Source organism: Streptomyces sp. NPDC055013, assembly GCF_053608645.1.
The window spans coordinates 30,140-51,604 of the sequence record NZ_JBSGVW010000052.1; the positions used below are offsets into that span (position 1 = coordinate 30,140).

The 21,465-nt window shown below is 72.0% G+C and carries 19 protein-coding genes and 1 pseudogene; 11 read left to right on the forward strand and 9 right to left on the reverse strand.

All coding sequences use genetic code 11. The features are described 5' to 3' along the window. Positions 1-120: 120 nt before the first annotated feature. From ACWGDB_RS38790 to ACWGDB_RS38800, 3 genes are all read right to left on the reverse strand, one after another. The gene (locus ACWGDB_RS38790; RefSeq protein WP_383612909.1) at positions 121-1,002 is read right to left on the reverse strand and encodes a hypothetical protein; all 882 of its coding nucleotides are present in this window, start codon (positions 1,000-1,002) and stop codon (positions 121-123) included. Positions 1,003-1,033: 31 nt separating this feature from the next. Next, the gene (locus tag ACWGDB_RS38795) at positions 1,034-2,560 is read right to left on the reverse strand and encodes a hypothetical protein (RefSeq protein ID WP_453826763.1); all 1,527 of its coding nucleotides are present in this window, start codon (positions 2,558-2,560) and stop codon (positions 1,034-1,036) included. A gap of 193 nt (positions 2,561-2,753) precedes the next feature. Further along, complete coding sequence (locus ACWGDB_RS38800) at positions 2,754-3,458, reverse strand: GntR family transcriptional regulator (protein ID WP_453826764.1); 705 nt, start codon at positions 3,456-3,458, stop codon at positions 2,754-2,756. Between the two features lie 149 nt (positions 3,459-3,607). Here ACWGDB_RS38800 and ACWGDB_RS38805 point away from each other — a divergent pair, with 149 nt between their 5' ends. From ACWGDB_RS38805 to ACWGDB_RS38825, 5 genes are read left to right on the forward strand one after another with little or no spacing between them, the layout of a single operon-like run. After that, positions 3,608-4,906 (forward strand): MFS transporter, encoded by a 1,299-nt coding sequence (locus ACWGDB_RS38805; RefSeq protein WP_453826765.1) that lies wholly within the window; start codon positions 3,608-3,610, stop codon positions 4,904-4,906. Next, the gene (locus ACWGDB_RS38810; protein WP_453826766.1) at positions 4,903-5,796 is read left to right on the forward strand and encodes a putative hydro-lyase; all 894 of its coding nucleotides are present in this window, start codon (positions 4,903-4,905) and stop codon (positions 5,794-5,796) included. The genes ACWGDB_RS38805 and ACWGDB_RS38810 overlap by 4 nt, the downstream gene beginning before the upstream one ends. A gap of 31 nt (positions 5,797-5,827) precedes the next feature. Then, positions 5,828-6,586, forward strand: coding sequence for a LamB/YcsF family protein (locus tag ACWGDB_RS38815; RefSeq protein WP_453826767.1), 759 nt, complete (start codon positions 5,828-5,830; stop codon positions 6,584-6,586). Then, positions 6,583-7,200 carry a 5-oxoprolinase subunit B family protein gene (locus ACWGDB_RS38820; RefSeq protein ID WP_453826768.1) on the forward strand — a complete coding sequence of 206 codons (618 nt, stop codon included), beginning with the start codon at positions 6,583-6,585 and terminating at the stop codon, positions 7,198-7,200. The genes ACWGDB_RS38815 and ACWGDB_RS38820 overlap by 4 nt, the downstream gene beginning before the upstream one ends. Further along, on the forward strand, positions 7,197-8,066 hold the full coding sequence (locus tag ACWGDB_RS38825) for a 5-oxoprolinase subunit C family protein (protein WP_453826769.1): 870 nt from the start codon (positions 7,197-7,199) through the stop codon (positions 8,064-8,066). Before ACWGDB_RS38820 ends, ACWGDB_RS38825 begins: the two co-directional genes overlap by 4 nt. 366 nt (positions 8,067-8,432) lie before the next feature. Here ACWGDB_RS38825 and ACWGDB_RS38830 read toward each other — a convergent pair. From ACWGDB_RS38830 to ACWGDB_RS38850, 5 genes and pseudogenes are all read right to left on the reverse strand, one after another. Beyond that, positions 8,433-9,257: pseudogene (locus ACWGDB_RS38830) on the reverse strand (SGNH/GDSL hydrolase family protein); the annotation flags it as partial. Then, on the reverse strand, positions 9,254-10,465 hold the full coding sequence (locus tag ACWGDB_RS38835) for a glycosyltransferase (RefSeq protein WP_453826770.1): 1,212 nt from the start codon (positions 10,463-10,465) through the stop codon (positions 9,254-9,256). The gene ACWGDB_RS38835 and the pseudogene ACWGDB_RS38830, both read right to left, overlap by 4 nt. Continuing rightward, on the reverse strand, positions 10,462-11,592 hold the full coding sequence (locus ACWGDB_RS38840; RefSeq protein ID WP_453826771.1) for a glycosyltransferase family 4 protein: 1,131 nt from the start codon (positions 11,590-11,592) through the stop codon (positions 10,462-10,464). The genes ACWGDB_RS38835 and ACWGDB_RS38840 overlap by 4 nt, the downstream gene beginning before the upstream one ends. A gap of 199 nt (positions 11,593-11,791) precedes the next feature. Then, entirely contained in the window at positions 11,792-13,210 is a 1,419-nt protein-coding gene (locus tag ACWGDB_RS38845; protein WP_453826772.1) for a HEAT repeat domain-containing protein, read from the reverse strand. Positions 13,211-13,510: 300 nt separating this feature from the next. Beyond that, on the reverse strand, positions 13,511-13,903 hold the full coding sequence (locus tag ACWGDB_RS38850; protein WP_328429059.1) for an ankyrin repeat domain-containing protein: 393 nt from the start codon (positions 13,901-13,903) through the stop codon (positions 13,511-13,513). Positions 13,904-14,232: 329 nt separating this feature from the next. Between ACWGDB_RS38850 and ACWGDB_RS38855 the strand changes: the two genes are divergently transcribed. Then, the gene (locus ACWGDB_RS38855; RefSeq protein WP_062722510.1) at positions 14,233-14,427 is read left to right on the forward strand and encodes a hypothetical protein; all 195 of its coding nucleotides are present in this window, start codon (positions 14,233-14,235) and stop codon (positions 14,425-14,427) included. 40 nt (positions 14,428-14,467) lie between these two features. Further along, the gene (locus ACWGDB_RS38860; RefSeq protein ID WP_453826773.1) at positions 14,468-16,102 is read left to right on the forward strand and encodes an ATP-binding cassette domain-containing protein; all 1,635 of its coding nucleotides are present in this window, start codon (positions 14,468-14,470) and stop codon (positions 16,100-16,102) included. Between the two features lie 156 nt (positions 16,103-16,258). Here ACWGDB_RS38860 and ACWGDB_RS38865 read toward each other — a convergent pair whose 3' ends face one another. Next, a complete protein-coding gene (locus tag ACWGDB_RS38865) occupies positions 16,259-17,758 on the reverse strand; it encodes an SCO1417 family MocR-like transcription factor (RefSeq protein ID WP_453826774.1) in 1,500 nt (499 codons plus the stop codon). A 98-nt stretch (positions 17,759-17,856) separates the two neighbouring features. On the opposite strand from ACWGDB_RS38865, the gene yczE reads away from it, so the two are divergent. From yczE to ACWGDB_RS38885, 4 genes are all read left to right on the forward strand, one after another. Continuing rightward, complete coding sequence (yczE, locus tag ACWGDB_RS38870) at positions 17,857-18,522, forward strand: membrane protein YczE (protein WP_453826775.1); 666 nt, start codon at positions 17,857-17,859, stop codon at positions 18,520-18,522. Next, complete coding sequence (locus ACWGDB_RS38875; protein ID WP_453826776.1) at positions 18,519-19,289, forward strand: glycerophosphodiester phosphodiesterase; 771 nt, start codon at positions 18,519-18,521, stop codon at positions 19,287-19,289. Before yczE ends, ACWGDB_RS38875 begins: the two co-directional genes overlap by 4 nt. Before the next feature lie 69 nt (positions 19,290-19,358). After that, positions 19,359-20,744, forward strand: coding sequence for an MFS transporter (locus tag ACWGDB_RS38880; protein WP_453826777.1), 1,386 nt, complete (start codon positions 19,359-19,361; stop codon positions 20,742-20,744). Between the two features lie 278 nt (positions 20,745-21,022). Continuing rightward, a complete protein-coding gene (locus ACWGDB_RS38885) occupies positions 21,023-21,397 on the forward strand; it encodes an RNA polymerase-binding protein RbpA (RefSeq protein ID WP_003977404.1) in 375 nt (124 codons plus the stop codon). Positions 21,398-21,465: the final 68 nt, after the last annotated feature.

Genomic DNA, 21,465 nt, shown 5'->3' on the forward strand with positions numbered 1-21,465 from the left:
AGTCTTCGTCAGATCGGGGGAGTTCGGGACTTGGGACGGATTCGAGGATTCAGGCGGGTCGAAGGTTCAGGCCGGTTCGGGGATTCGGGTGGGTTCGGAGGTGCAGGCCGGTTCGAGGATTCAGGCGGAGTGGAACGGCAGCCCTGCCTCGGCCACCAGCTCCAGGTCTTCCGTGTCCTCGGCGGCCAGCAGCGTCGGTGTGCCGTCGGTGACCGGGACCACACCCAGCTCCAGCAGTTCGGCCATGGCGGCGCTGCCCGCCATGTCACGGACCTGGAGTTGGTAGCGGGCGGTCGTCCGGTAGGTGCCGCCGCTGTCGTCGCCCGTCCGCTGGAGGAACCCGGAGTCGGTGAGAAACGCGGCCGCCTTGCCGACGATGCCGGTGGTCGAACCGGCCAGTCTGCGCGCGTCCTTGGTGGCACCGGTCGCGCTGCGTCTCACCCAGATCCGCCAGGCTGCCTCCAGGCCGGGCGCGTCCGTGGCGGGGTCGGTGTTCTCCCCCTGCTCGTCCGCGCGCTCCTCCAGCCGGCGGCAGGCCTGCCGGACGAAGGCGTCGACGCCGTTGACCGTCACGCGCCCGATGTAGCCGTCGTCGGCCAGGTCCTCGGGCCGCGGGAACGCCATGGCGGCGATGGCGAGATGGGCCAGCCCGTGCAGGAACCGGTCGCTGCCGTCGGCCGACGTACGACGCGCGTAGTCGCCCATGCGGACGGCGAACACGGAGTCCTCGGCGGCGGTGACGGCCATCCCCGCGCGCGGGGACACCTCCAGCACCACGAGCCCGAGCCCGGCGGCCACGGCGTCCGCGAGCCGCGCGAACGGCGGGTCCTCCCGGTACCGCCGCAGCAGCTCCGTGTATTCCTGATCGCGCGCGGGCTGCAACTTCGGCTGCAGCCCGAAGGCGACCAGCCGGGCCGCGTCGGCGGCGTCGGCAGGGGTCACGGCGGCGGTCGCGGATGGGGGCGCGGCCTCCGTGTCACTCCACTCGGCGTGCTCGCTCACGGTCGGGGCTCCTTGCTGCGTTCCAGCTCACTCATGCTGCTTCCGTCCTGTCAGCCGCCATCCCGGCCGCGTCCAGCAGGGCCGTCCCCACGATCAGGTCGGCGCCGCCGAACTCGGGATCCTCCAGCTCCGTCCCGTCGTCCACGGCGAACAGCAGCTTCTCCTCGCCCTGGCGGTAGGCCGTACCGACCGGCGGACTGGCCGCGTGGACCGCCAACAGCGCCACGAGGTAGGGCAGCTCGGGGTCCTGCCGACGGGCCTGGGCCAGCAGCCCCGACAGCCTGCGAGGGGCGTCGGCCGGCAGGTCCAGCAGCTCCATCGCCGCGGCCAACTGCTCCTCGCTGAACCGGCTGTCGTCCGGTGTCGCGATCAGGTCGGGCTCGGGCATCTCGGCGCCCAGGTGCTCCCGCTCCACGGGCGGCGTCAGCAGTATGTCGACGAGATCACCCACTCGGGTCGACACCGGCGTACGCAGTCCCGTCCCCCGCGCGAAGAAAGCGTCCGTGACCCTCACGGACTGCTCCAGGGGCAGGGGCAGGACAGGGGCGACGAGATGGCCGTACAGGTCGATCCCCGAAGTCGTCATCGGGGTGGCGAAGGCCTGCCGGTCCTGCTCGGCGCGGAACAGCGGCCCGGCCTCCAGCAGGCGGGACTGCAGCTGGGTGTGCCGCCGGATGCAGTCCTTGACGATGTCGACGAGCTCGGCGGCACGGCGCTTGTGCTCCGGGTCCTCGGTCTCGTCGCGTGCCTTGCGGATGTTGGTCAGGATCGCGTTCTCATGACGGTACCGGTCGGCGACATGGTCGAGCGCCTCGGCGATCATGTCCGGCACGGCGTTCAGCCAGTCGACCGCCCGGACGTTGCGCCGGGTCGCGTCCAGGGCCCTGCGGAGCGTCTCCGAATACTGCACGGTCCGGTACCGGGCCTGCTCGGCGGCCAACTGGGCATCGGCGAGCCGGCCGCGGTTGATCAGCACCTCGAGCTTGACCTCGGCGGCGATCTGAGCACTGGTGACGTCGGTGTCGAGGGCACCGACAAGGACGTTGACCGCCTCGTCGGTCGTACGCAGATACACCGTGCCGCCGGGGCCCGGCACCTCCTCGATCAGCTTGAAGTCGTAGTCACGGCGGACATAGCTGCCGTCCGGCGCGAACGTGCCGTACACGGCACGAAAGCCGCGGTCCACACTGCCGACGTTGATCAGGTTCTCCAGGACCCAGCGGGCCACCCGCTCGTGCTCGGCGACGGGGCGCCGCGGGGCCTGGGCGGCGATGCGCGGGATGAGGCGGGCGACTATCTGGTCGTGGTCGGCACCCGTGTCGAAGTCCATGTTCAGCGTGACCAGGTCGATGACGGAGAGCGCCACCTCCGCCATGCCGTACACCGAGTACTCCCCGGCGAGGTTGGCCTTGCGTGCATCCAGGTCGTGCAGCGGCGCCGTGCAGGCGAGCGCGCGCAGCCGCCGGGCCAGCCCTTCGTCGGCGGCCGGGCCCGGAGCAGGGCGCGGCCCCGCGCTGAGCTGGGGCGGAACACGGTCCGTCGATGCGGGTGAAGTCACGGTGCACAGACTAGGTCCTAGGTCTGACAACGACCCAAACGACGCCGATCGCCCACGGCGGCACCGTATGTCGACCCGGCCCCGCGCCCTGGCGGTATGCCGACGCGGCCCCCGACCTAGCGATATGTCGATAAACCCCGCGGCCCACGCCCTGCGCCCCGCGCCCCAGCCGCATGGCGGCAGAGCCCCGCCCTTAAGCGAGCGTTTCGCCCTCCCCCACCCGCCGCCGATACACCTCGACCACCCGCTCCAGCGAGTCGTCGAGATAGACGGCGAGTATCTTCTCGGCCCCGCTCCGGTCCCCCGCTTCCAGCGCCCGGAGGATCTGCTGGTTGCGGGCGAGGTACGGCTCGTGCAGCCGGTGTGGATCGTCGACGACGTGGAACGCGAGCCGCAGCTCGGCGAAGACGCTGCGCATCAGTTCGTCGGTGCGTTCGCTGCCCGCGAGCGCCACCAGTTCGCGGTGGAAGTGGATGTTGGCCGTCCCCAACCCTTTCCAGTCACCTTCGCGCACCGCGCGCTGCCCTTCGGCGACGGCTTCGGCGGGCCCCTCCAGGGGGTACGGCGGTTCGCCGAGCCCGCGTACGACGGCGCACTCGACGAGACGTCGGGTGCGGTAGATGTCCTCGACGTCCTCCACCGTCAGGACCCGCACGAACACGCCCCGGTTCAGCTCGTGGACGAGGAGCCGTTCATGGGTGAGCAGCCGGAACGCCTCGCGCAGTGTGTTGCGGGACACACCGAGTGCCCCTCCGATGCTGTCCTCCGACAGCCGGGTGCCGGGCGCGAAGTAGCCCTCGGCGATGCGGCTTCTGAGGATGTCCGAGACCCGCTCCGCCGTGCTCGTACGGCCCAGGAGGGCACGGTCGTCGGCCAGTCCGGCCAGCTGCTCTGCCATGCCCGGAATTCAACCGCAGACCCGAGAACGAAACAACAGGGGTATTGAAGGATCGTTCAACGATCCTCTACCTTGCTGCTCACCGTTCAGCTCAGTCCGGCTCAGTTCGGCTCAGTTCCGCACCCCCGTCCCCTCTCTGCGAGGTGCCCATGAGCACGACCCCTCCACCGCAGGCCCTGAAAGACACCCACACCACGGGCGGCGAACGCGCCGACGACGACGGCGCGTTCGGCTGGCTGCGCGCCCTCGGCCCGCGCGGCCGACGTGCCTTCGCGGGCGCTTTCGGCGGATATGCCCTTGATTCGTACGATTACTTCACACTCCCCCTGAGCATGGTGGCGCTGGCCGCGTACTTCGGCCTGGACAGCGGCCAGACCGGCCTCTTCACCACCGTCACGCTCGTGGTCTCCGCGATCGGCGGCGCACTCGCCGGAGTGCTGGCCGACCGGATCGGCCGGGTCAAGGCCCTGATGATCACGGTCATCACCTACGCGGTCTTCACCGTCGCCTGCGGTTTCGCCCCCAACTACGAGTGGCTGCTGGTCTTCCGCGCCCTCCAGGGCCTCGGCTTCGGCGGCGAATGGGCGGTCGGCGCGATCCTGGTCGCCGAGTACGCGAGCGCCAAGCACCGTGGCCGCACGCTCGGCGCGATCCAAAGCTCGTGGGCCGTCGGGTGGGCCCTGGCCGCGATCATGTACACCGTTGTCTTCTCGCTCGTGGACGACGACCTGGCCTGGCGCGTGATGTTCTGGACCGGCGCGCTGCCCGCGCTGCTCGTCATCTGGATGCGGCGTAGGGTGCACGACGCCCCCGAGGCTGTCGCCGTACGTGAACAGAGCACCCAGAAGGGTTCGTTCGCGGCCATCTTCAAGCCCAGGCTGTTGCGTACGACGATCTTCGCCGGGCTGCTCTCCACGGGCGTCCAGGGCGGCTACTACACCCTCGCCACCTGGGTGCCGACCTACCTGAAGACCGAGCGTAACCTGTCTGTCGTCGGCACCGGCGGCTATCTGACCTTCCTCATCTCGGGCGCCTTCATCGGCTATCTGACCGGCGGCTACCTCACCGACCTGCTGGGCCGCCGGCGCAACATCTGGCTGTTCGCACTGCTCTCGGCCGTCTGCATCCTGGCGTACGCGAACATCCCCAGCGGCTCCAACACCCTGCTCCTGGTGCTCGGTTTCCCGCTCGGGTTCTGCATGTCGGCGATCTTCAGTGGCTTCGGGTCCTACCTGAGCGAGCTGTACCCGACGGCGGTGCGTGGTACGGGACAGGGCTTCACGTACAACACCGGCCGAGCTGTGGGCGCGGTCTTCCCCACCATGGTCGGCTTCCTGGCCGACAGCTGGGGTGTCGGCGGCGCGCTGGTCTTCGGCGCGATCGGCTACGGCATCGCCGCACTGGCCCTGCTCGGGCTGCCGGAGACGCGCGGGAAGGAGCTGGCGTGAACCGCACGGAGGACCGTCCGCTCCCCCTCGAAGAAGACCGTCCGTCCGCCCTCACGACGGACCGTCCGCCCACCCTCGCAGCAGACCGCCCGCTCACCCTCGTCGACGAGCACGCGCACGCGTGGAGCCCGCAAACGGCACGCGCCCGCTTCAGGGAGGGCCTCGCGGGGCCCACGGCCGGGGTCGCCGCGGGACACACCCAGGTCAACCTGATCTCGGTGCCCGCCGACTGGGCGTACGACATGCTGCTGTTCTGCCAGCGCAATCCCAAGCCCTGCCCGGTCCTGGACGTCACGGACGCCGGGTCCTGGACGACCGTCCTCGCCGACGGTGCCGACCTGCGCACGGATCTGCCGCGCTACCGGGTGTGGCGGGACGGCGAGTTGGTGGACGAACCGACGGACGTACGCGCGCACTGGCGTGACGACCTGGTGTCGTTCCTCATCGGCTGCAGCTTCACCTTCGAGTGGGCACTGGCCGAGGCGGGCGTCCCGATCCGCCACGTCGAGCAGGGGCGCAACGTCCCGATGTACGTGACCAGCCGCCAGTGCCGGCCGGCCGGTCGGCTGCACGGCCCGATGGTGGTGTCCATGCGCCCGGTGCCGCCGGAGCACGTCGCGGCGGCGCTGCGGGAGACCGGTCTCCTCCCGGCGGTGCACGGCAGCCCCGTCCACTGCGGCGATCCGTCGGCGCTGGGCATCGCCGACCTCGGCCGCCCCGACTTCGGCGATCCGGTCGAGGCCGAACCGGACGACATCCCGCTGTTCTGGGCCTGCGGAGTGACCCCGCAGGCCGCCGTGATGGCCTCGCGCCCGCCGTTCGCCATCACCCACGCACCGGGCCAGATGTTCCTGACCGACGCCCGCGACCAGCAGTACCGCATCGCCTGAGAAGTCACCCGACAGGAGAAACGACGGACCGATGACCTCCATCGACCTCAACGCCGACCTCGGCGAGGGCTTCGGCCGCTGGCAGCTCACCGACGACGAACGGCTGCTGTCGATCGTCACGAGCGCCAACGTGGCCTGCGGCTTCCACGCCGGGGACGCGGCCACCATGCGGCGGGTGTGCGAGCAGGCGGCCGAGCGCGGGGTACGGATCGGCGCCCAGGTCTCCTACCGGGACCTGGCGGGGTTCGGGCGGCGCGCGATGGACGTGCCGCCCGCCGAACTGGCGGCCGAAGTGGCGTACCAGATCGGCGCCCTGGCGGTCTTCGCGCGGGCGGCGGGCACGCGTGTGTCGTACGTCAAGCCGCACGGAGCGCTCTACAACCGCGTCGTGCACGACGAGGAGCAGGCCGGCGCGGTCGTCGACGGTGTGCTCCTGGCGGACGCCTCGCTGCCCGTGCTCGGTCTGCCGGGCTCTCGACTGCTGGAGTTGGCCGCCAAGGCCGGGCTCCCGGCCGTCAAGGAGGCGTTCGCGGACCGCGCGTACACGGAGCAGGGCACGCTCGTGCCGCGCGGACAGGAGGGTGCCGTGGTCACCGACCCCGAGGCCGTCGTGGAGCGCTCGTTGGGCCTGGCCCGCGCGGGCGTGGTCACCTCCCACTCCGGAGTTCCCGTGGCGGTACGCGCGCGCTCCCTGTGCCTGCACGGGGACACGCCCGGCGCCGTCGAACTGGCCCGGCGGGTGCGGGCGCGGCTGGAGGAGTCGGGTGTGCGGGTGGAGGCCTTCGTATGAGGGCGCTGCCCGTCGGCGACGACGCCCTGCTCGTCGAGGTGGCCTCGGGCGAGGAGGCCCGGGCGCTGCACGCCGAGCTGCTGCGCCGCCGCGCGGAGGGCTCGCTGTCCGTCCGCGAGATCGTCCCCGCGGCCCGCACGGTCCTGCTCGACGGGCTCGCCGACCCGGCCCGCCTGGCCTCGGAACTGACCACCTCCGAAGTGCCGCCCGCTCCCCCACGCACGCGTGAGGTCGTCGAACTCCCGGTGCGCTACGACGGCCCGGACCTGGCCGACGTCGCCGCGCACTGGGGCGTCTCCCCGGCCGAGGTGGGCCGCATCCACGCGGACACCGAGTTCAGCGTCGCCTTCTGCGGCTTCGCCCCCGGGTTCGGCTATCTGACCGGCCTTCCACCGCGCTACGACGTCCCGCGCCGGGCCACGCCGCGTACGGCCGTCCCCGCCGGTGCGGTTGCGCTGGCGGGCCCGTACACGGGCGTGTACCCGCGCTCGTCGCCGGGCGGCTGGCAGCTGATCGGCACCACGGACACCGTGCTGTGGGACCACACGCGCGTGCCGGCCGCTCTGCTGTCGCCGGGCACGCGCGTGCGCTTCGTTCCGGTGGGGAGCTCATGACCGACCGCGCGCTGTCCGTCGTACGCGCCGGGGCGCTCACCACAGTGCAGGACCTCGGCCGGCCCGGGCACGCCCACCTCGGCGTGCCCCGCTCGGGTGCCCTGGACGGGCCGGCGGCGGCGCTGGTCAACCGCCTGGTCGGCAACGCCCCCGAGGCCGCCGTACTGGAGAGCACGCTCAACGGCTGTGCGGTACGGCCCCGTTCGCCGGTGACCGTGGCGGTCGGCGGCGCCCCGTGCCGGGTCACGGTGGACGGACGTCCGGTCGCCTGGGGTGCCGCGGTGCGCGTGCCCGCCGGTGCGCTCCTGGAGGTCGGCGCGGCCGTGTCGGGCGTACGGAGCTATGTCGCCGTCTCCGGCGGTATCGCCGTCGAGCCGGTCCTGGGCAGCCGCTCCACGGACCTGCTGTCCGGCCTCGGCCCGCCGCCTCTCACGGACGGCACGGTGCTCCCCCTGGGCCGGCCGACGCCGCTGCACGCGCGCGTGGACGTCGCCCCGCAGCCGGCGCCCCCCGGCGAACTGGTCCTACGGGTGACGCCGGGCCCGCGCGACGACTGGTTCACCCCGGCGGCCGTGCGTGCCTTCACCTCCCGCCCCTACCGCGTGTCCGCCGCGAGCAACCGCATCGGGCTGCGCACCGAGGGCCCCGCCCTGGAACGGGCGCTCACCCGCGAACTCCCCAGCGAGGGCGTGGTCCTGGGCGCGGTCCAGGTCCCGCCCGACGGCCTGCCGGTCGTGTTCCTGGCCGACCACCCGACGACGGGCGGCTACCCGGTGATCGCCGTCGTCCGCGCGGCCGACCTCCCGGCCGCCGCACAAGCGGTGCCGGGCACGCCGGTCCGCTTCGTGGCCGTACGCCGTCGCTGACGCCCGACACACGCCGTCGCTGACGCCGCCACCTCCCGCCACGCACGCGTGCGCCGCGCCCGCCCCGGTGCAGGCTGCCGCTCCGGGGACCGAGCGCTGTTCCGGCAACCGTTACGCCGCTTCAGGTGCGGGCTGCGGCTTCTGGACCGAGCGCTGTCCGGGCACGGGCACGGACAGTCCCTCCGGCAGGGACAGGTGCTCGGGCACGGACCGACGATCGGGGATCAGGCGATGCTCGGCCGCCGGCCGACGGTCGGGCACCGACCGGTGCTCCGGCGCCGTCGCATGCTCGGGCAACGCCACCGACTCGGACCGCGACCCGGGCCCGGCCAACGCCACCGACTCGGCCACCGCCGTCGGGTCCGGCATCGACAGCACGGCCAGCGCCCTGGACACCGACTGTGCCGCGCGCAGGTCGAGCCGATCACTGGTGCCCCTCGCGCGGTGCCGCATCTCGACGGCGGCGAGGCGGATCAGCTGGGGCAACAGGTCGTTGCAGCGCCGGATCATCCAGGCGGTACCGGCGGTGGCCAGCCACAGCAGGCTCGCCGACTTGGTGGGCGGCGGGAACTCGGGCTCGGGCGAGGGCCCCGGCTGCGTCGCGAGGCCCCGGTGGGCGAGCATCGCGTGGAAGCGCAGGGCGATCTGCCGGTGCCCGCGCTCCCCGGGGTGCAGCCGGTCGGAGCTCCACATAGCGCGCTCCATGATCCAGGCGTCGTCGACCGAGTGCAGATGCAGCGCCCCGTACCGCTCGGACAACGTGTGGACCACCGTGTTGACGGCCCGCTGCCGACGAGCCAGCGGGTTGCCCAGGACTCCCGGCAGTCCCAGCATCGTGCCCGGGTCGGGCAGGCATGCCGTGAGCACCGCCGCGCCCTGACGGGTGAAGGACGCATAGACCTTGTCGAGGCGCTCGGCGATCTTCTCTATGTCGAAGGTACTGCGCAGCGTGTCGTTGACGCCCACCAGGACGGACGCGACGTCGGGCCGCAGGGACAGCGCCGTCGGCAGCTGCTTCTCCAGCACGTCCCGCGTCTGTGCCCCGCTGACCGCGAGGTTGGTGAAATCGGCAGCCGGCTCGGACAGTCCGCCGGCGAGCAGCGCGGCCCAGCCACGCCACCCGTTCCCCACGGGATCGCCCACCCCCTCGGTCAGCGAGTCCCCGAGAGCGACGTAGCGCAGCGGTCTCATGCCGCGCCCTCCGCACGGGCGAAGGGACGTACCGGCACCGCCGCTTCGTGCGCGGTGAGGAAGGCGTCCACCGCCGTGCCCCAGCCGAAGCACTCCGCACGCGCGCGTGCCTCCTCGCGGCGCTCGCGCTCGGGACGGTCGAGGAGCATCTCGACGGCGTCCGCGAAGGCGTCGCCGTTGTCCGCCGCGGTGGCTCCGGCGGAGCCGATCACCTCCGGCAGCGCGGACGACGCGCTCGCCACGACAGGCGTGCCGCAGGCCATGGCCTCCAGCGCGGCGAGCCCGAACGTCTCGGCGGGCCCGGGGGCCAGGCAGACGTCGGCGGAGGCCTGCAGCGCGCCGAGCAGGCTGCGGTCGGCGACATGGCCGAGGAAGGTCACCGGTAGGTCGCGCTCCTGCGCCCGCTTCTCCAGGCCCGCGCGCAGGGGCCCGTTGCCGGCCACCACGAGTACCGCTCGCACGCCCCGCTGGCGCAGCGCCTCCAGGGCGTCCAGCGCGGTGCCGGGCCGCTTCTCCACGGAGAGCCGGGAGCACATCACGAGCAGCTTCTCGTCCGCACGCGCGTGGGTCTCACGCAGGGCCGCGTCCCGCAGGGTGGGCCGCCGGTTCATCAGGTCGACCCCCAGCGGTGCCCGGACGACGTTGCGGGCGCCGATCCGTACGAACTCCCGCTCGGCGAACTCGGTGGTGCACACGACCTTCGAGTAGGTGTGGGCGGTACGGACGTTGAGGGCGTCGGCAGCCCGCCGGGACAGGTTCTCCGACAGGCCCCAGGTGCGCAGCACACCGTCGGCGGTCTCGTGGGAGACCATCACGGCGCGGACCCGCGCGCGGCGGGCCCACTTGCCGGTCCACCGCAGTGTCGTCCGGTCGGAGACCTCCAGCCGGTCGGGCGCGAGCTCCTCCAGGAGGGCCGCGACCCGCCGCTTGTCGACGAGCACGCGGTAGCCGCCGGTGCCGGGCAGCATCGGGCCGGGCAGGGTGATCACGCGGCCCTGCTCGGTCGCGCAGTCGCTGTACTTCTCGCCCGGCACGATGAGGACGGGGTCGTGGCCCGCCAGCTTGAAACCCTTGCCCAGTTCGCGCAGCGCGGTGCGCAGCCCTCCGGAGGCGGGCGCGACGAAGTTCGCCAGCCGGACGATGCGCAGCCCGGTGTTCGTCGCCGGGTTCGCGGACGGGTTGCCTGAGGGGTTCACCGAGGAGTTCACACCGCCACCGCCGGCCTCCGCGCCTTGAGCACGGCCTCGTAGTGGGCGATGAGCTGGTCGCCGATGGCCGCCCAGGTGCGGCCGTCGACCGTCGCGTGCCCGGCGGCGCCGTACGCGGCCCGCAGCGCCGGGTCGGCGACCAGGGAGCGCACGGCGTCCCGTACGGCGTCGGCGTCGCGCGGGGGCACCAGCAGCCCGGTGCGGCCGTGGTCGACCAGGTCCAGCGGACCCCCGGCGGCCGGCGCCACGACGGGCACGCCGCTCGCCATGGCCTCCTGCACGGTCTGGCAGAAGGTCTCGAAGGGACCCGTGTGGGCGAAGATGTCGAACGAGGCGAAGATCCGCGCGAGGTCGTCCCCGCCACGGCGGCCCAGGAAGATCGCGCCGGGCAGCGCCTCGGCGAGCGCGGGCTGACTCGGCCCGTCGCCGACGATCACGACCTTCACGCCCGCCAGTCCGCACACGCCGGAGAGCAGCTCGATGTGCTTCTCCGGGGCGAGCCGCCCGACGTAGCCGACGATGACCTCACCGTTCGGGGCGAGCTCCCGGCGCAGCCTCTCGTCGCGCAGCTCGGGGCGAAAGCGTGCGGTGTCCACGCCGCGTGCCCACAGCTTGAGCCGGGGCACCCCGTGGGCCTCGAGGTCGCTCATGGACGCGCTGGACGGGACGAGGGTGAGGTCGGCGGCGGAGTGGACGGACCTGATGCGCCGCCAGGCCGCCGCCTCGCCGGCGCCCATGTAGGTGCGGGCGTATCCGGCCAGGTCGGTCTGGTAGACGGCGACGGCGGGGATACCGAGCCGGGCGGCGGCGGCCATGCCGCGGACGCCGAGGACGAAGGGGCTTGCCAGGTGCACGATGTCGGGCTGGTGCTGGATCAGCGCGGCGGCCAGGCGCCTGCTGGGGAGCGCGACCCTGACCTGGGGATAGCCGGGAAGCGGTAGGGAGGGGACGTGGACGACGGGGCAGGGCGCCAGGGCGGCGGCCGCCTTGTTCCCGGGAGCGGGAGCGGGTGTGACGACGAGGGGAGCGTGACCGCGGTCGACGAGGTGTCGGGCGGTCTGGAGCGCGCAGTGGGCCACGCCGTTCACATCGGGGGGAAAGGATTCGGTCACGATGACGACACGCATACCCGTGTTGTCGCCGTGCTGGACGTGGCCGCGTCAACGTGGATCTTTCCAAACAAGAAACGTCCCATGAGCGTTCCGCTCCGCGACCGAGCGGGTCAGGTTCCGGCCATGCACACCTGACCCGTCGGCCACCCCGAGTTCACCTTGCGGGCGGATCTCCGCGGACGTTCACCGTGCGGTCACATGTCCCGGCCGGTGATCAGCCGGCAGTCGTGTCGGGGCCGATCCGGCTGCGTACGGCCGTCTGGACCTCGGCTTCCTCGGCCGGATCGGCGGCGAGCCGGCGCAGTCGCTCGACGACGCGCGTGTCACCGGTCTCGGCGTGCCGGGCGGCGATCTCGCGGGTGGTCTCCTCGCAGTCCCAGAGGCACTCGACGGCGAACCCCGAGGCGTACGAGGGGTCGGTGGCAGCGAGGGCGCGAGCGGTGCGGCCCCGTAGATGGGAGGACGCCGTCTCGCGGTAGATGTGGCGCAGCACGGGGGCCGCGCAGGCGATGCCGAGCCGTCCGGTGCCGTCGACCAGGGTCCACAGGGTCGGGGCGTCAGGACCTTCGCCCCGTACGGCCTCGCGCAGCGCCGCCAGGACCAGGTCCTTGTCCGTGGCGCCGCCCCGGCAGGCGAGCATCCGCCCGGCGGCGGCGCCGAGTGGATCGGGCCGCCGGGCCCAGCCGCGCGCGCGATCGATGGCAGCGACGCTGCGCATCCGCTCAAAGGCGTCGAGAGCCGCGTCCACGACCGCCGAGGTGCCGGTGATCACGGCTGCCTCGATCAGGTCGAGGGCATCGGGATCGTTGGTGTCGGCCAGGTAGCGCAGGGCGGTGCAGCGGGCTCCGTCGGTGCCGTCCTTGGCGGCGGCAATGATCTCGGGCCGGTCCTCGGGGCCGGCCACGGCCATGAGGCACCGCGCGGCCGGCACATGGAGCGCGGCTCCGCGCTCGAGGCCCTCCTGAGCCCATTCGAAGACCGCCTGCACGCTCCACCCCGGACGGGGCCCGGTAGGTCGCATCTGCCGCTGCCAGCGGTCGAAGCAGCCGGCTTCATGAGCGGCACGCACACGCGTGGCGATCGATTCGCGCGGATCCTCGGCCCACAGCCGCCATGGCCGTGGCTCAAAAGCATCGCGTACGACGGCGGCCAGCTCGGCCTCGCCCTCGGGATCGGCCGGGAACCGCGCCAGCACGGGCGCGGCGAGGGCACGCAGTCCCGCGTCGTCGTCGCGGAGCGCGAGTTCGTCCAGGGCCCAGGCCCAGTTGGAGCCCGAGGCGGCATACCTGCGCAGCAGCGCGAGGGCGTCCAGCCTGCCGTACGAGGCGAGGTGGCCGAGAACGGCCAGGGCCAGCCCGGTGCGTGACTCCTCGGAGTCGAGGGCATCCTCGACGTCGAAGAGATGGGCCTCGATCTCGTCCAGCTCGCCGTTCAGGTCGAGGTAGAGACGGGCGTAGTACAGGGAGCGGTTCTCCACCTGCCAGTCGTGGCGGGGGTCCCGCAGCACACAGTGGTTCAGAGCCGCGAGCGCCTCGGCGCGCGGGGCGGTGAGCGCGTGCAGGGTGCCGTCGCCGCGGCCCCGCTGAAGCAGGCCGAGCAGCGTACCGCTGGGCGCTATGACCGGTTCGAACATGGGAAACAGCCTCACATCAAGCGTCGACGCAACCGGGGTTCTTGCTTCACCTGGCCGCGTGACAACACGTCGGGGCGCCCGCCGTTTCCTGCTTGCTGTAGACCATCTTCCTCTGCCTCTCGTCGGTGGCCCATGCGGGCCGATCACGGCCCGCGCGGTGCGGCAACACCTGCCCAGCCATCGCGTCCGTGAATCACGACGTCATGATGACTCGGCACTTCCATCTGCCGCGACCGAAATTTCGGCGGCCCTGTACCGCCTCCCCCGTTTTCTGCGTTTTCGCTGGTCAGAACATTCGGATCAGTGTGCGCCGAACAGTTCGAGCAGTTCCGTCTTGGCGAACATCCGGGCCGTGTCGACGGCCGACGGCGTCCCGGAGGCCGGGTCGGCGCCGCCCTCCAGCAAGGCCTTGATCACTTCCGTCTCACCCTTGAAGACGGCACCGGCGAGCGGCGTCTGCCCCCGGTCGTTGACGTGGTCGGCCTCGGCACCCCGGGCGAGCAGAGCGCGCACCGCCTCGGCGTGACCGTGATAGGCGGCGAGCATCACGAGGGAGTCGCCGCGGTCATTGGTGAGGTTGGCCGGAACGCCTGCGTCGACATACGCCACGAGTGCCTCGGTCTGCCCCTGCCGGGCCAGATCGAAGATCTTGGTCGCCAGCTCCACGACCTCCGGGTCGGGGGCATCAGTCATCGGCCGGACCGCCTCTCACTACGTACACGGGGACTGCGGGGAACTGCTGGGAACTGCGGGGAGCACGGGTACGACCGCGAGCGGTGCTCGGCCGTACGAGTGATTCGCCAGGGTACTGGCTCGCGCGGCACATGACCTGACGCGCTCGCGGCAAAGATCATCGCAGACACGGCCGGACGCAACACCCAAGCTCATCCGCCTCAGGACACTCCGCCATCAGAAGGAAATCTGCCGAATTTCACCCAGTTGCACCTTTTATCGTATGGATACATCCTGTGAGCCTGGAAGTACTCATGGTGACTGTCCCCACCCGAACCAGGAGCACTCACATGATCCTCTCCATCTCAGGCGTCGTACTGCTCGGCATCATCGTCTTCATCTTCTTCCGCAAGTGTGGACTGAAGGCGTCCCACGCCCTGATCTGCGCGCTGTTCGGCTTCTATCTGGCAAGCACGGCCATCGCCCCGAGCATCAAGGCCGGCGGCGAGAGCCTGGCGAGCCTCCTGGGCGGCATCCAGTTCTGACGCCGCCCCTCCCGCCCGTACGCACCTCCAGGAGACCGCAGTGGCCCGCCGCCCCCTCCCCCGCATCCTGAGCACAGGCAGCGCGCAGATCGCCCGAAGCCGGGAGCTGGCCCGGGCGCAGCTCACCCGAAGCCGGGAGCTGGCCCGGACGGCGAGCGACAGCGCCTCTGACGTTCTCCATCCACTGATCACGATCACCCGCGGTCTGCGCCGGCTGGCCTCGGCCGGGCGGCGCAAGTGGGCCGACACCCCCAAGGACAAGCGCGGACCGCTGCTGTTCCTGGTGGCCTCGGTGATCCTGGTCGTGGCGCTGGTTCCGTACGGGCCGCTGCTCGCCGTCATCAGCCTGATGGCGGCGGCAGCCTGGCAGGGCCGGGACCGCAAGCCCTCGACGCCCGAGGGACCCGACGAGTCCCAGACGGAGCGGCTGAGGGCGCTGTACGAGGCCCTGGTCCCGTACTTCTCGGCCGCCGAGGACCCGGCCCCGCTGTACAGCCACGGCGGCGAGTGGGAGAAGGCCTTCCCGGAGTTCGCGTTCGACGGCACGGGCCGCGTCAGCAGCCTGCTGATCCGGTACCCGGCCTACTTCACCGACGGCGAGGCGGAGTCCCGCGCGCGGATCGAGCACCTGCTGACCGCGAAGTCCGGCCGCGGCCGGGAGTACCACTTCGCCTGGGACGAGGAGGGCAACGAGCTGACGGTCACCGTCCTGGCCGCACTGCCCACCGACATCGCCGCACAGCGCTTCGTCACGACCCCCGGCGAGACCGTCCTCGGCTTCACCGACCCCACCCACGTCCAGCGCACGCTCCCGCTCACCCACGGCGTCGAGCAGCGCGACGTACCGCCGGTCGTCTGGCGCACCGGCCTCCGCTCCACCGAGCCCCATCTGCTGGTCATGGGCCAGCCCGGCAGCGGCACCTCGACCCTGCTGCGCTCGATCGCCCTGCAGGCCCTGCAGTACGGCGACGTCGTCATCGTCGAGGGCGGCAGCACCGGCGAGTACGCCTGTCTGATCGGGCGCGACGGCGTCCTGGCGGTCGAGTGCGGTCTGTCGGGGGCGCTGGCGAGCGTGGAGTGGGCGGCGACGGAGACGGAGCGGCGCCTGATCGCCGTGAACCGCGCCCGCCAGGCGGGCAACCCGCCCCCGGACGACACCAAGCGCCCGCTGTGGATCCTCCTGGACCGCCCGACCGCGTTCACCCACCTGGCCGCGGCGGACCACCGCAAGGACCCGCAGTCCCTGCTCCAGGTCCCGCTCAGGCACGGCCGCGCGGTGGGCGTCACGGTGGTCGTGGCCGAGCAGTGGGACGCCATGGACGCCCTGTCGGAAGCCGTACAACAGCACACCCGCGCGCGTGTCGTGCTCGGCCCCGCGACGGCGGAGCAACTCCGGACCGTCCTGGGCGCTCCCCCGCACACCACCCCGGTCGCCGACGTCCCGCCCGGCCGCGGCTACGCCCGCCTCGGCGCGGGCCCCGTCCACCGCCTCCAGGTCCCGGCGACCCCGGACCCGTACGACGACGCAACGAGCGACGCCCACCGGCAGGCCGTACTGGACCTGCTGCCGGAGCGGACGACGCCGGTGGAGGCGGAGGCACTGCCGAAGCTGGAGAAGCCGGAACAGCAGCCGGAGCCGGTACCGGCGGACGCAGTGGTGGCCGAGACCTCGTAGGAGCCGACGCAGCGGACGCGAAAAGCGGCGCAGCCGAGCGGCCGCCCGCCGGGTGCCCACGCGTCACACTCTCCGCAGCCGACGCGGACAGCGCTGCCTCCGGCCAGCCTCCCGCCGTAACCTGCGCAGCCTGCGGGCAGTCGTGCCGCCCACCGCTCACGCCACGAACGGCCTCACCGCATCGCCGCCCCCGGAAGCCCCGCTCTCCACCAACCGCGCCGCCGCCCCCAACCGCACCGCGGCCTCCTCGGCCACCGCACCGCCCACGGTGAACGGCAACCGCACATATCCCTCGAAGGCCCCGTCCACCCCGAACCGAGGCCCGGACGGCACCCGCACCCCCACCCGCTCCCCCACTTCCGCGAGCCGCGACCCCGACAGACCGCCCGTCCGCACCCACAGCGTGAGCCCGCCCCGCGGGACCTCGAACTCCCAGTCGGGCAGCTCCCGCCGCACGGCCGTGGCGAGAGCGTCCCGGTTCTCCCGGGCCTGGATGCGCCGCAGGTCCACCGCCTGCTCCCAACCTCCCGTGCCGAACAGCCAGTTCACGGCCAGCTGCTCCAGAACCGGCGTCCCCAGGTCGGCGTACGCGCGCGCGGCCACGAGGCTGCGGATCACATCCGGAGCCGCCCGCACCCAGCCGATCCGCATCCCCGCCCAGAAGGCCTTGCTGGCCGACCCGACGGTGACGACGGTCGACCCCGCCGGGTCGAAGGCGCACACGGGCCGCGGCATCTCGATGTCCGGATCGAGCCACAGCTCGCTCATCGTCTCGTCGGCGACGAGCACCGTCCCCGCCGACCGCGCCGCGTCCACCAGCCGCCTGCGCTGGTCGTCGTCGGCCAGTGCCCCGGTCGGGTTGTGGAAGTCGGCGACGACATAGGCGATCCGGGGCGCTGCGTCCCGCAGGACCTGCCGCCAGCGGTCCATGTCCCAGCCGGTCAGCCCCTCGGCCATGGCGACGGGCACCAGCCGGGCGCCCACCTCCCGCATCAGCTGGAGGATGTTGGCGTACGACGGCGACTCGACCGCGATCCGCTCGCCTCGGCCCGCGAACAGATGGCAGATCGCGTCGATGGCGCCCATCGCCCCGGTCGTCACCATGATCTGCTCGGGCATGGTCGGAATCCCGCGCGCGGTGTACCGGTCGGCGATCGTCGAGCGCAGCGCGGGCAGCCCGGCCGGATAGTCGCCGTGGGTGTGGGCGTAGGGCGGCAGCTCCTCCAGGGCGCCCTGCACGGCACGGGTCAGCCACGGCTCGGGGGCGGGCAGCGCCGCGCAGCCCAGGTCGATCATCGAGCCCAGCGCCTCGGGCGGCAGCGGCTCCAGCCCGCGCGCGGGCAGCGGGTTCCCGGCCGGTACGGCGGTCCAGCTGCCGGCCCCGCGCCGGGACTCCAGGAAGCCCTCGGCGCGCAGCGCCTCGTACGCCGCCGCCACCGTCGTACGGCTCACGGACAGCGCGAGGGCCAGCTCACGCTCGGCGGGCAGTCGCGCGGCGACCGGGACGCGGCCCTCCAGGACGAGCAGCCGGATACCGTCGGCCAGCGCCCGATAGGCGGGCGGGCGCTTGCTGCCGGGGCCGGCGGGGCGGTCCTGCTGGGACGTGAGAAGCCGGGCAAGCTGCGCGGCACCCACCGCAGAAGTCCACTGCGCCATGATTTCCAGTCCACCTTCCCCGAATTGGCCATGGAGGGCGATGCCTCCCAAGCCACAGGGTGTCATGCAGCAGGCCACTACCACCACAGGGGCGCGTCTTGTCCAGACAAGGGACCACAAAGCGGCATCTCGTACGGCGGCTGTCACAGCTCTACATCGGGCTCGCGCTCTACGGCGCGAGTTCGGCGCTGCTCGTCGAGGCGGGCCTCGGCCTGGAGCCCTGGAACGTGCTGCACCAGGGCCTCGCCGAGCTCACCGGCCTGACGATCGGCGTCGTCTCGATCATCGTGGGCGCGGCGGTGCTGCTCCTGTGGATCCCGCTGCGCCAGCGCCCGGGCCTCGGCACGGTCTCCAACGTGTTCGTGGTCGGCATCGCCATGGACGGCACGCTCGCCCTGGCGCCCGAGGCGCACACCCTGGCCGTCCAGATCCCCCTCCTCCTGGCCGGGATCCTGCTCAACGGCGTGGCCACCGGCCTCTACATCGCCGCCCGCTTCGGACCGGGGCCCCGGGACGGCCTGATGACCGGCCTGCACCTGCGCACCGGCCGCTCGATCCGCCTGATGCGCACGGCCGTCGAGATCGTGGTCGTCGTGACGGGCTTCGCCCTGGGCGGCACCGTCGGTATCGGCACCCTCCTGTACGCGGTGTCCATCGGCCCGCTCGCCCAGCTCTTCCTGCGCGTGTTCGCCGTCCCGTCGGCATCGGACGGCAGCACGGTCGTTGCCACCGGGCAACCCCGGCGCGCGATACTGCGTCCGTGAGCACCACGCGCATACGCCACCCTTATCTCGACCACCCCGGCCCGATCCCCTTCGCCCATCGGGGCGGGGCCGCGGACGGCCTGGAGAACACCGTGCTGCAGTTCCGGCGCGCGGTCGACATGGGCTACCGGTACATCGAGACCGACGTCCACACCACGCGCGACGGCAAGCTGGTCGCCTTCCACGACGCGACCCTGGACCGGGTGACCGACGGGGCCGGCCGGATCGCCGACCTGCCCTGGGACGACGTACGGGACGCGCGCGTGGCGGGCAAGGAGCCGGTGCCGCTCTTCGAAGAGCTCCTGGAGACCTTCCCCGACGTGCGCTGGAACGTCGACCTCAAGGCCGAGCCGTCGCTCCACCCCTTCCTCGACCTGATCGAGCGCACCGGCGCCTGGGACCGCATCTGCGTCGGCTCCTTCTCCGAGGCGCGCGTCATCCGCGCCCAGCGACTGGCAGGGCCGCGCCTGGCGACGTCGTACGGCACCCGGGGCGTGCTCAATCTGCGGCTGCGCTCCTGGGGCGTGCCCGCCGCGCTGCGCCGCTCGGCGGTCGCCGCGCAGGTGCCCGAGACGCAGTCGGGGATCCAGGTGGTGGACCACCGCTTCGTACGCGCCGCCCACGCGCGCGGGCTGCAGGTGCACGTGTGGACCATCAACGATCCCGATGCGATGCACCGGCTCCTGGACCTGGGAGTCGATGGCATCATGACCGATCACATCGACACATTGCGCAAGGTCATGGAGGACCGGGACGTCTGGGTCTGACCGTCTGGGTCTGCCCCCCGTCCGGACTCCGCCCGCGCGCGGGATCATCACGGGATAGCGAGGGCGCGGGTGGGCACCGACACCGTGCGGACGGAGGCGGCCGACGATGCCGCCGGGCGCCGGCGCGAGCAGCGCGGCTGGTACTTCTACGACTGGGCGTGCTCGGTCTACTCCACGAGCGTGCTCACGGTCTTCCTGGGCCCCTACCTGACGTCGGTCGCCGAGGAGGCGGCGGACGCGGACGGGTTCGTCCACCCCTTGGGCATCCCGGTGCGCGCGGGCTCCTTCTTCGCGTACTCGGTGTCCCTGTCGGTGATCGTGGCCGTCCTGGTGATGCCCCTGGTCGGCGCGGCGGCGGACCGAACAGGCCGCAAGAAGCCCCTCCTCGCGGCGGCCGCCTATCTGGGGGCCACGGCGACCGCGGCCATGTTCTTCCTGGACGGCGACCGCTATGTGCTCGGCGGCCTGCTCCTGATAGTCGCGAACGCGGCGCAGTCGGTCGCGATGATGCTCTACAACTCCTACCTCCCGCAGATCGCCCCACCCGAGGAGCGCGACGCGGTCTCCTCCCGGGGCTGGGCCTTCGGCTACGCGTCGGGCTCGCTGATGCTGGTCATGAACCTGGTCCTGTACCTGGCACACGACTCCTTCGGCGTCTCCGAGAGCATGGCCGTCCGGATCTGCCTCGCCTCCGCCGGCCTGTGGTGGGGCACGTTCGCGATCATCCCGCTGCGCCGCCTGCGCGACCGCAGGTCCGCCGAGAACCCGGCGAAGGCGAGCGCCACGAACGCGCAGCCGGCGAAGAAGCCGACCGCCCAGGGCTTCCGGCAACTGGCGGCGACCCTTCGAGACATGCGTCGCCACCCGCTGACGCTCGCCTTCCTCCTCGCCTACCTCGTCTACAACGACGGCATCCAGACGGTGATCTCCCAGGCGTCGATCTACGGCTCGGAGGAACTGGGCCTCGGACAATCGACGCTGATCGGTGCCGTGCTGCTGGTCCAGGTGCTGGCGGTGGCGGGGGCGCTGGGGATGGGGCGGCTGGCCCGGATCTACGGTGCGAAGCGCACGATCCTCGGCTCGCTGGTCGCGTGGACCGTGACGTTGGCGGCCGGGTACTTCCTGCCGGCCGGGGCACCGGTCTGGTTCTTCGTGCTGGCGGCCGGCATCGGGCTGGTCCTGGGCGGCAGTCAGGCGCTGTCCCGGTCCCTGTTCTCCCATCTCGTCCCGCCGGGCAAGGAGGCCGAATATTTCGCGGCGTACGAGATGAGCGACCGGGGCATGAGCTGGCTGGGCCCGCTGCTGTTCGGGATCACCTACCAGCTGACCGGAAGTTATCGGGACGCGATCATCTCCCTGGTGGCCTTCTTCGTCATCGGGTTCGCCCTGCTCGCAAGGGTTCCGGTGCGCCGGGCGATCAGCGACGCGGGCAATCCGGTGCCGACCACGATTTAGCGTTCCGAGTCAAAGGGCGGTAGTGTACGCGTTTGGCCTGCCAGGCGTACCGTTACTGCGCGTCAAAGATGCCGAAACGCTGGGTTATATCTGCTAGCAGATGTGACAAACCGGGCGCCGGTGGGTACGACATTGGTCAGCAAGGCTGCGGCTACGACGGCGACGCATCACCCGGAACGGGACACGGAACGGGAATCTTTACCGCCGACCGGACGTTGACCGGATGACGACGACAGCGACACCTGTCCTGTGGGCGACAAGCCCGGGAGGCACGATTCATGAGTGAGCGAGCTCTTCGCGGCACGCGCCTCGTGGTGACCAGCTACGAGACGGACCGCGGCATCGACCTGGCCCCGCGCCAGGCCGTGGAGTACGCATGCGAGAAGGGGCACCGGTTCGAGATGCCCTTCTCGGTCGAGGCGGAGATTCCGCCGGAGTGGGAGTGCAAGGTCTGCGGGGCCCAGGCACTCCTCGTGGACGGCGACGGCCCTGAGGAGAAGAAGGCCAAGCCCGCGCGTACGCATTGGGACATGTTGATGGAGCGGCGTACCCGCGAGGAACTCGAAGAGGTCCTCGAGGAACGGCTCGCCGTTCTGCGTTCCGGGGCGATGAACATCGCTGTTCATCCCCGGGACAGCCGCAAGTCCGCGTAGCGGGACGCCGCAAAAACAACACACGCCAAGAACCGCAGGTGCCGTACGTCAGCTTGACGTACGGCACC

Excerpts from the sequence above, each read along its gene's own strand:
- ACWGDB_RS38805 (WP_453826765.1), top strand. The coding sequence starts at position 3,608 with ATGAGCACGACCCCTCCACCGCAGGCCCTGAAAGACACCCACACCACG.
- ACWGDB_RS38800 (WP_453826764.1), bottom strand. The coding sequence starts at position 3,458 with ATGGCAGAGCAGCTGGCCGGACTGGCCGACGACCGTGCCCTCCTGGGC.
- ACWGDB_RS38845 (WP_453826772.1), bottom strand. The coding sequence starts at position 13,210 with ATGTTCGAACCGGTCATAGCGCCCAGCGGTACGCTGCTCGGCCTGCTT.
- ACWGDB_RS38885 (WP_003977404.1), top strand. The coding sequence starts at position 21,023 with ATGAGTGAGCGAGCTCTTCGCGGCACGCGCCTCGTGGTGACCAGCTAC.
- ACWGDB_RS38840 (WP_453826771.1), bottom strand. The coding sequence starts at position 11,592 with ATGCGTGTCGTCATCGTGACCGAATCCTTTCCCCCCGATGTGAACGGC.
- ACWGDB_RS38815 (WP_453826767.1), top strand. The coding sequence starts at position 5,828 with ATGACCTCCATCGACCTCAACGCCGACCTCGGCGAGGGCTTCGGCCGC.
- ACWGDB_RS38865 (WP_453826774.1), bottom strand. The coding sequence starts at position 17,758 with ATGGCGCAGTGGACTTCTGCGGTGGGTGCCGCGCAGCTTGCCCGGCTT.
- ACWGDB_RS38820 (WP_453826768.1), top strand. The coding sequence starts at position 6,583 with ATGAGGGCGCTGCCCGTCGGCGACGACGCCCTGCTCGTCGAGGTGGCC.
- ACWGDB_RS38850 (WP_328429059.1), bottom strand. The coding sequence starts at position 13,903 with ATGACTGATGCCCCCGACCCGGAGGTCGTGGAGCTGGCGACCAAGATC.
- ACWGDB_RS38855 (WP_062722510.1), top strand. The coding sequence starts at position 14,233 with ATGATCCTCTCCATCTCAGGCGTCGTACTGCTCGGCATCATCGTCTTC.
- ACWGDB_RS38825 (WP_453826769.1), top strand. The coding sequence starts at position 7,197 with ATGACCGACCGCGCGCTGTCCGTCGTACGCGCCGGGGCGCTCACCACA.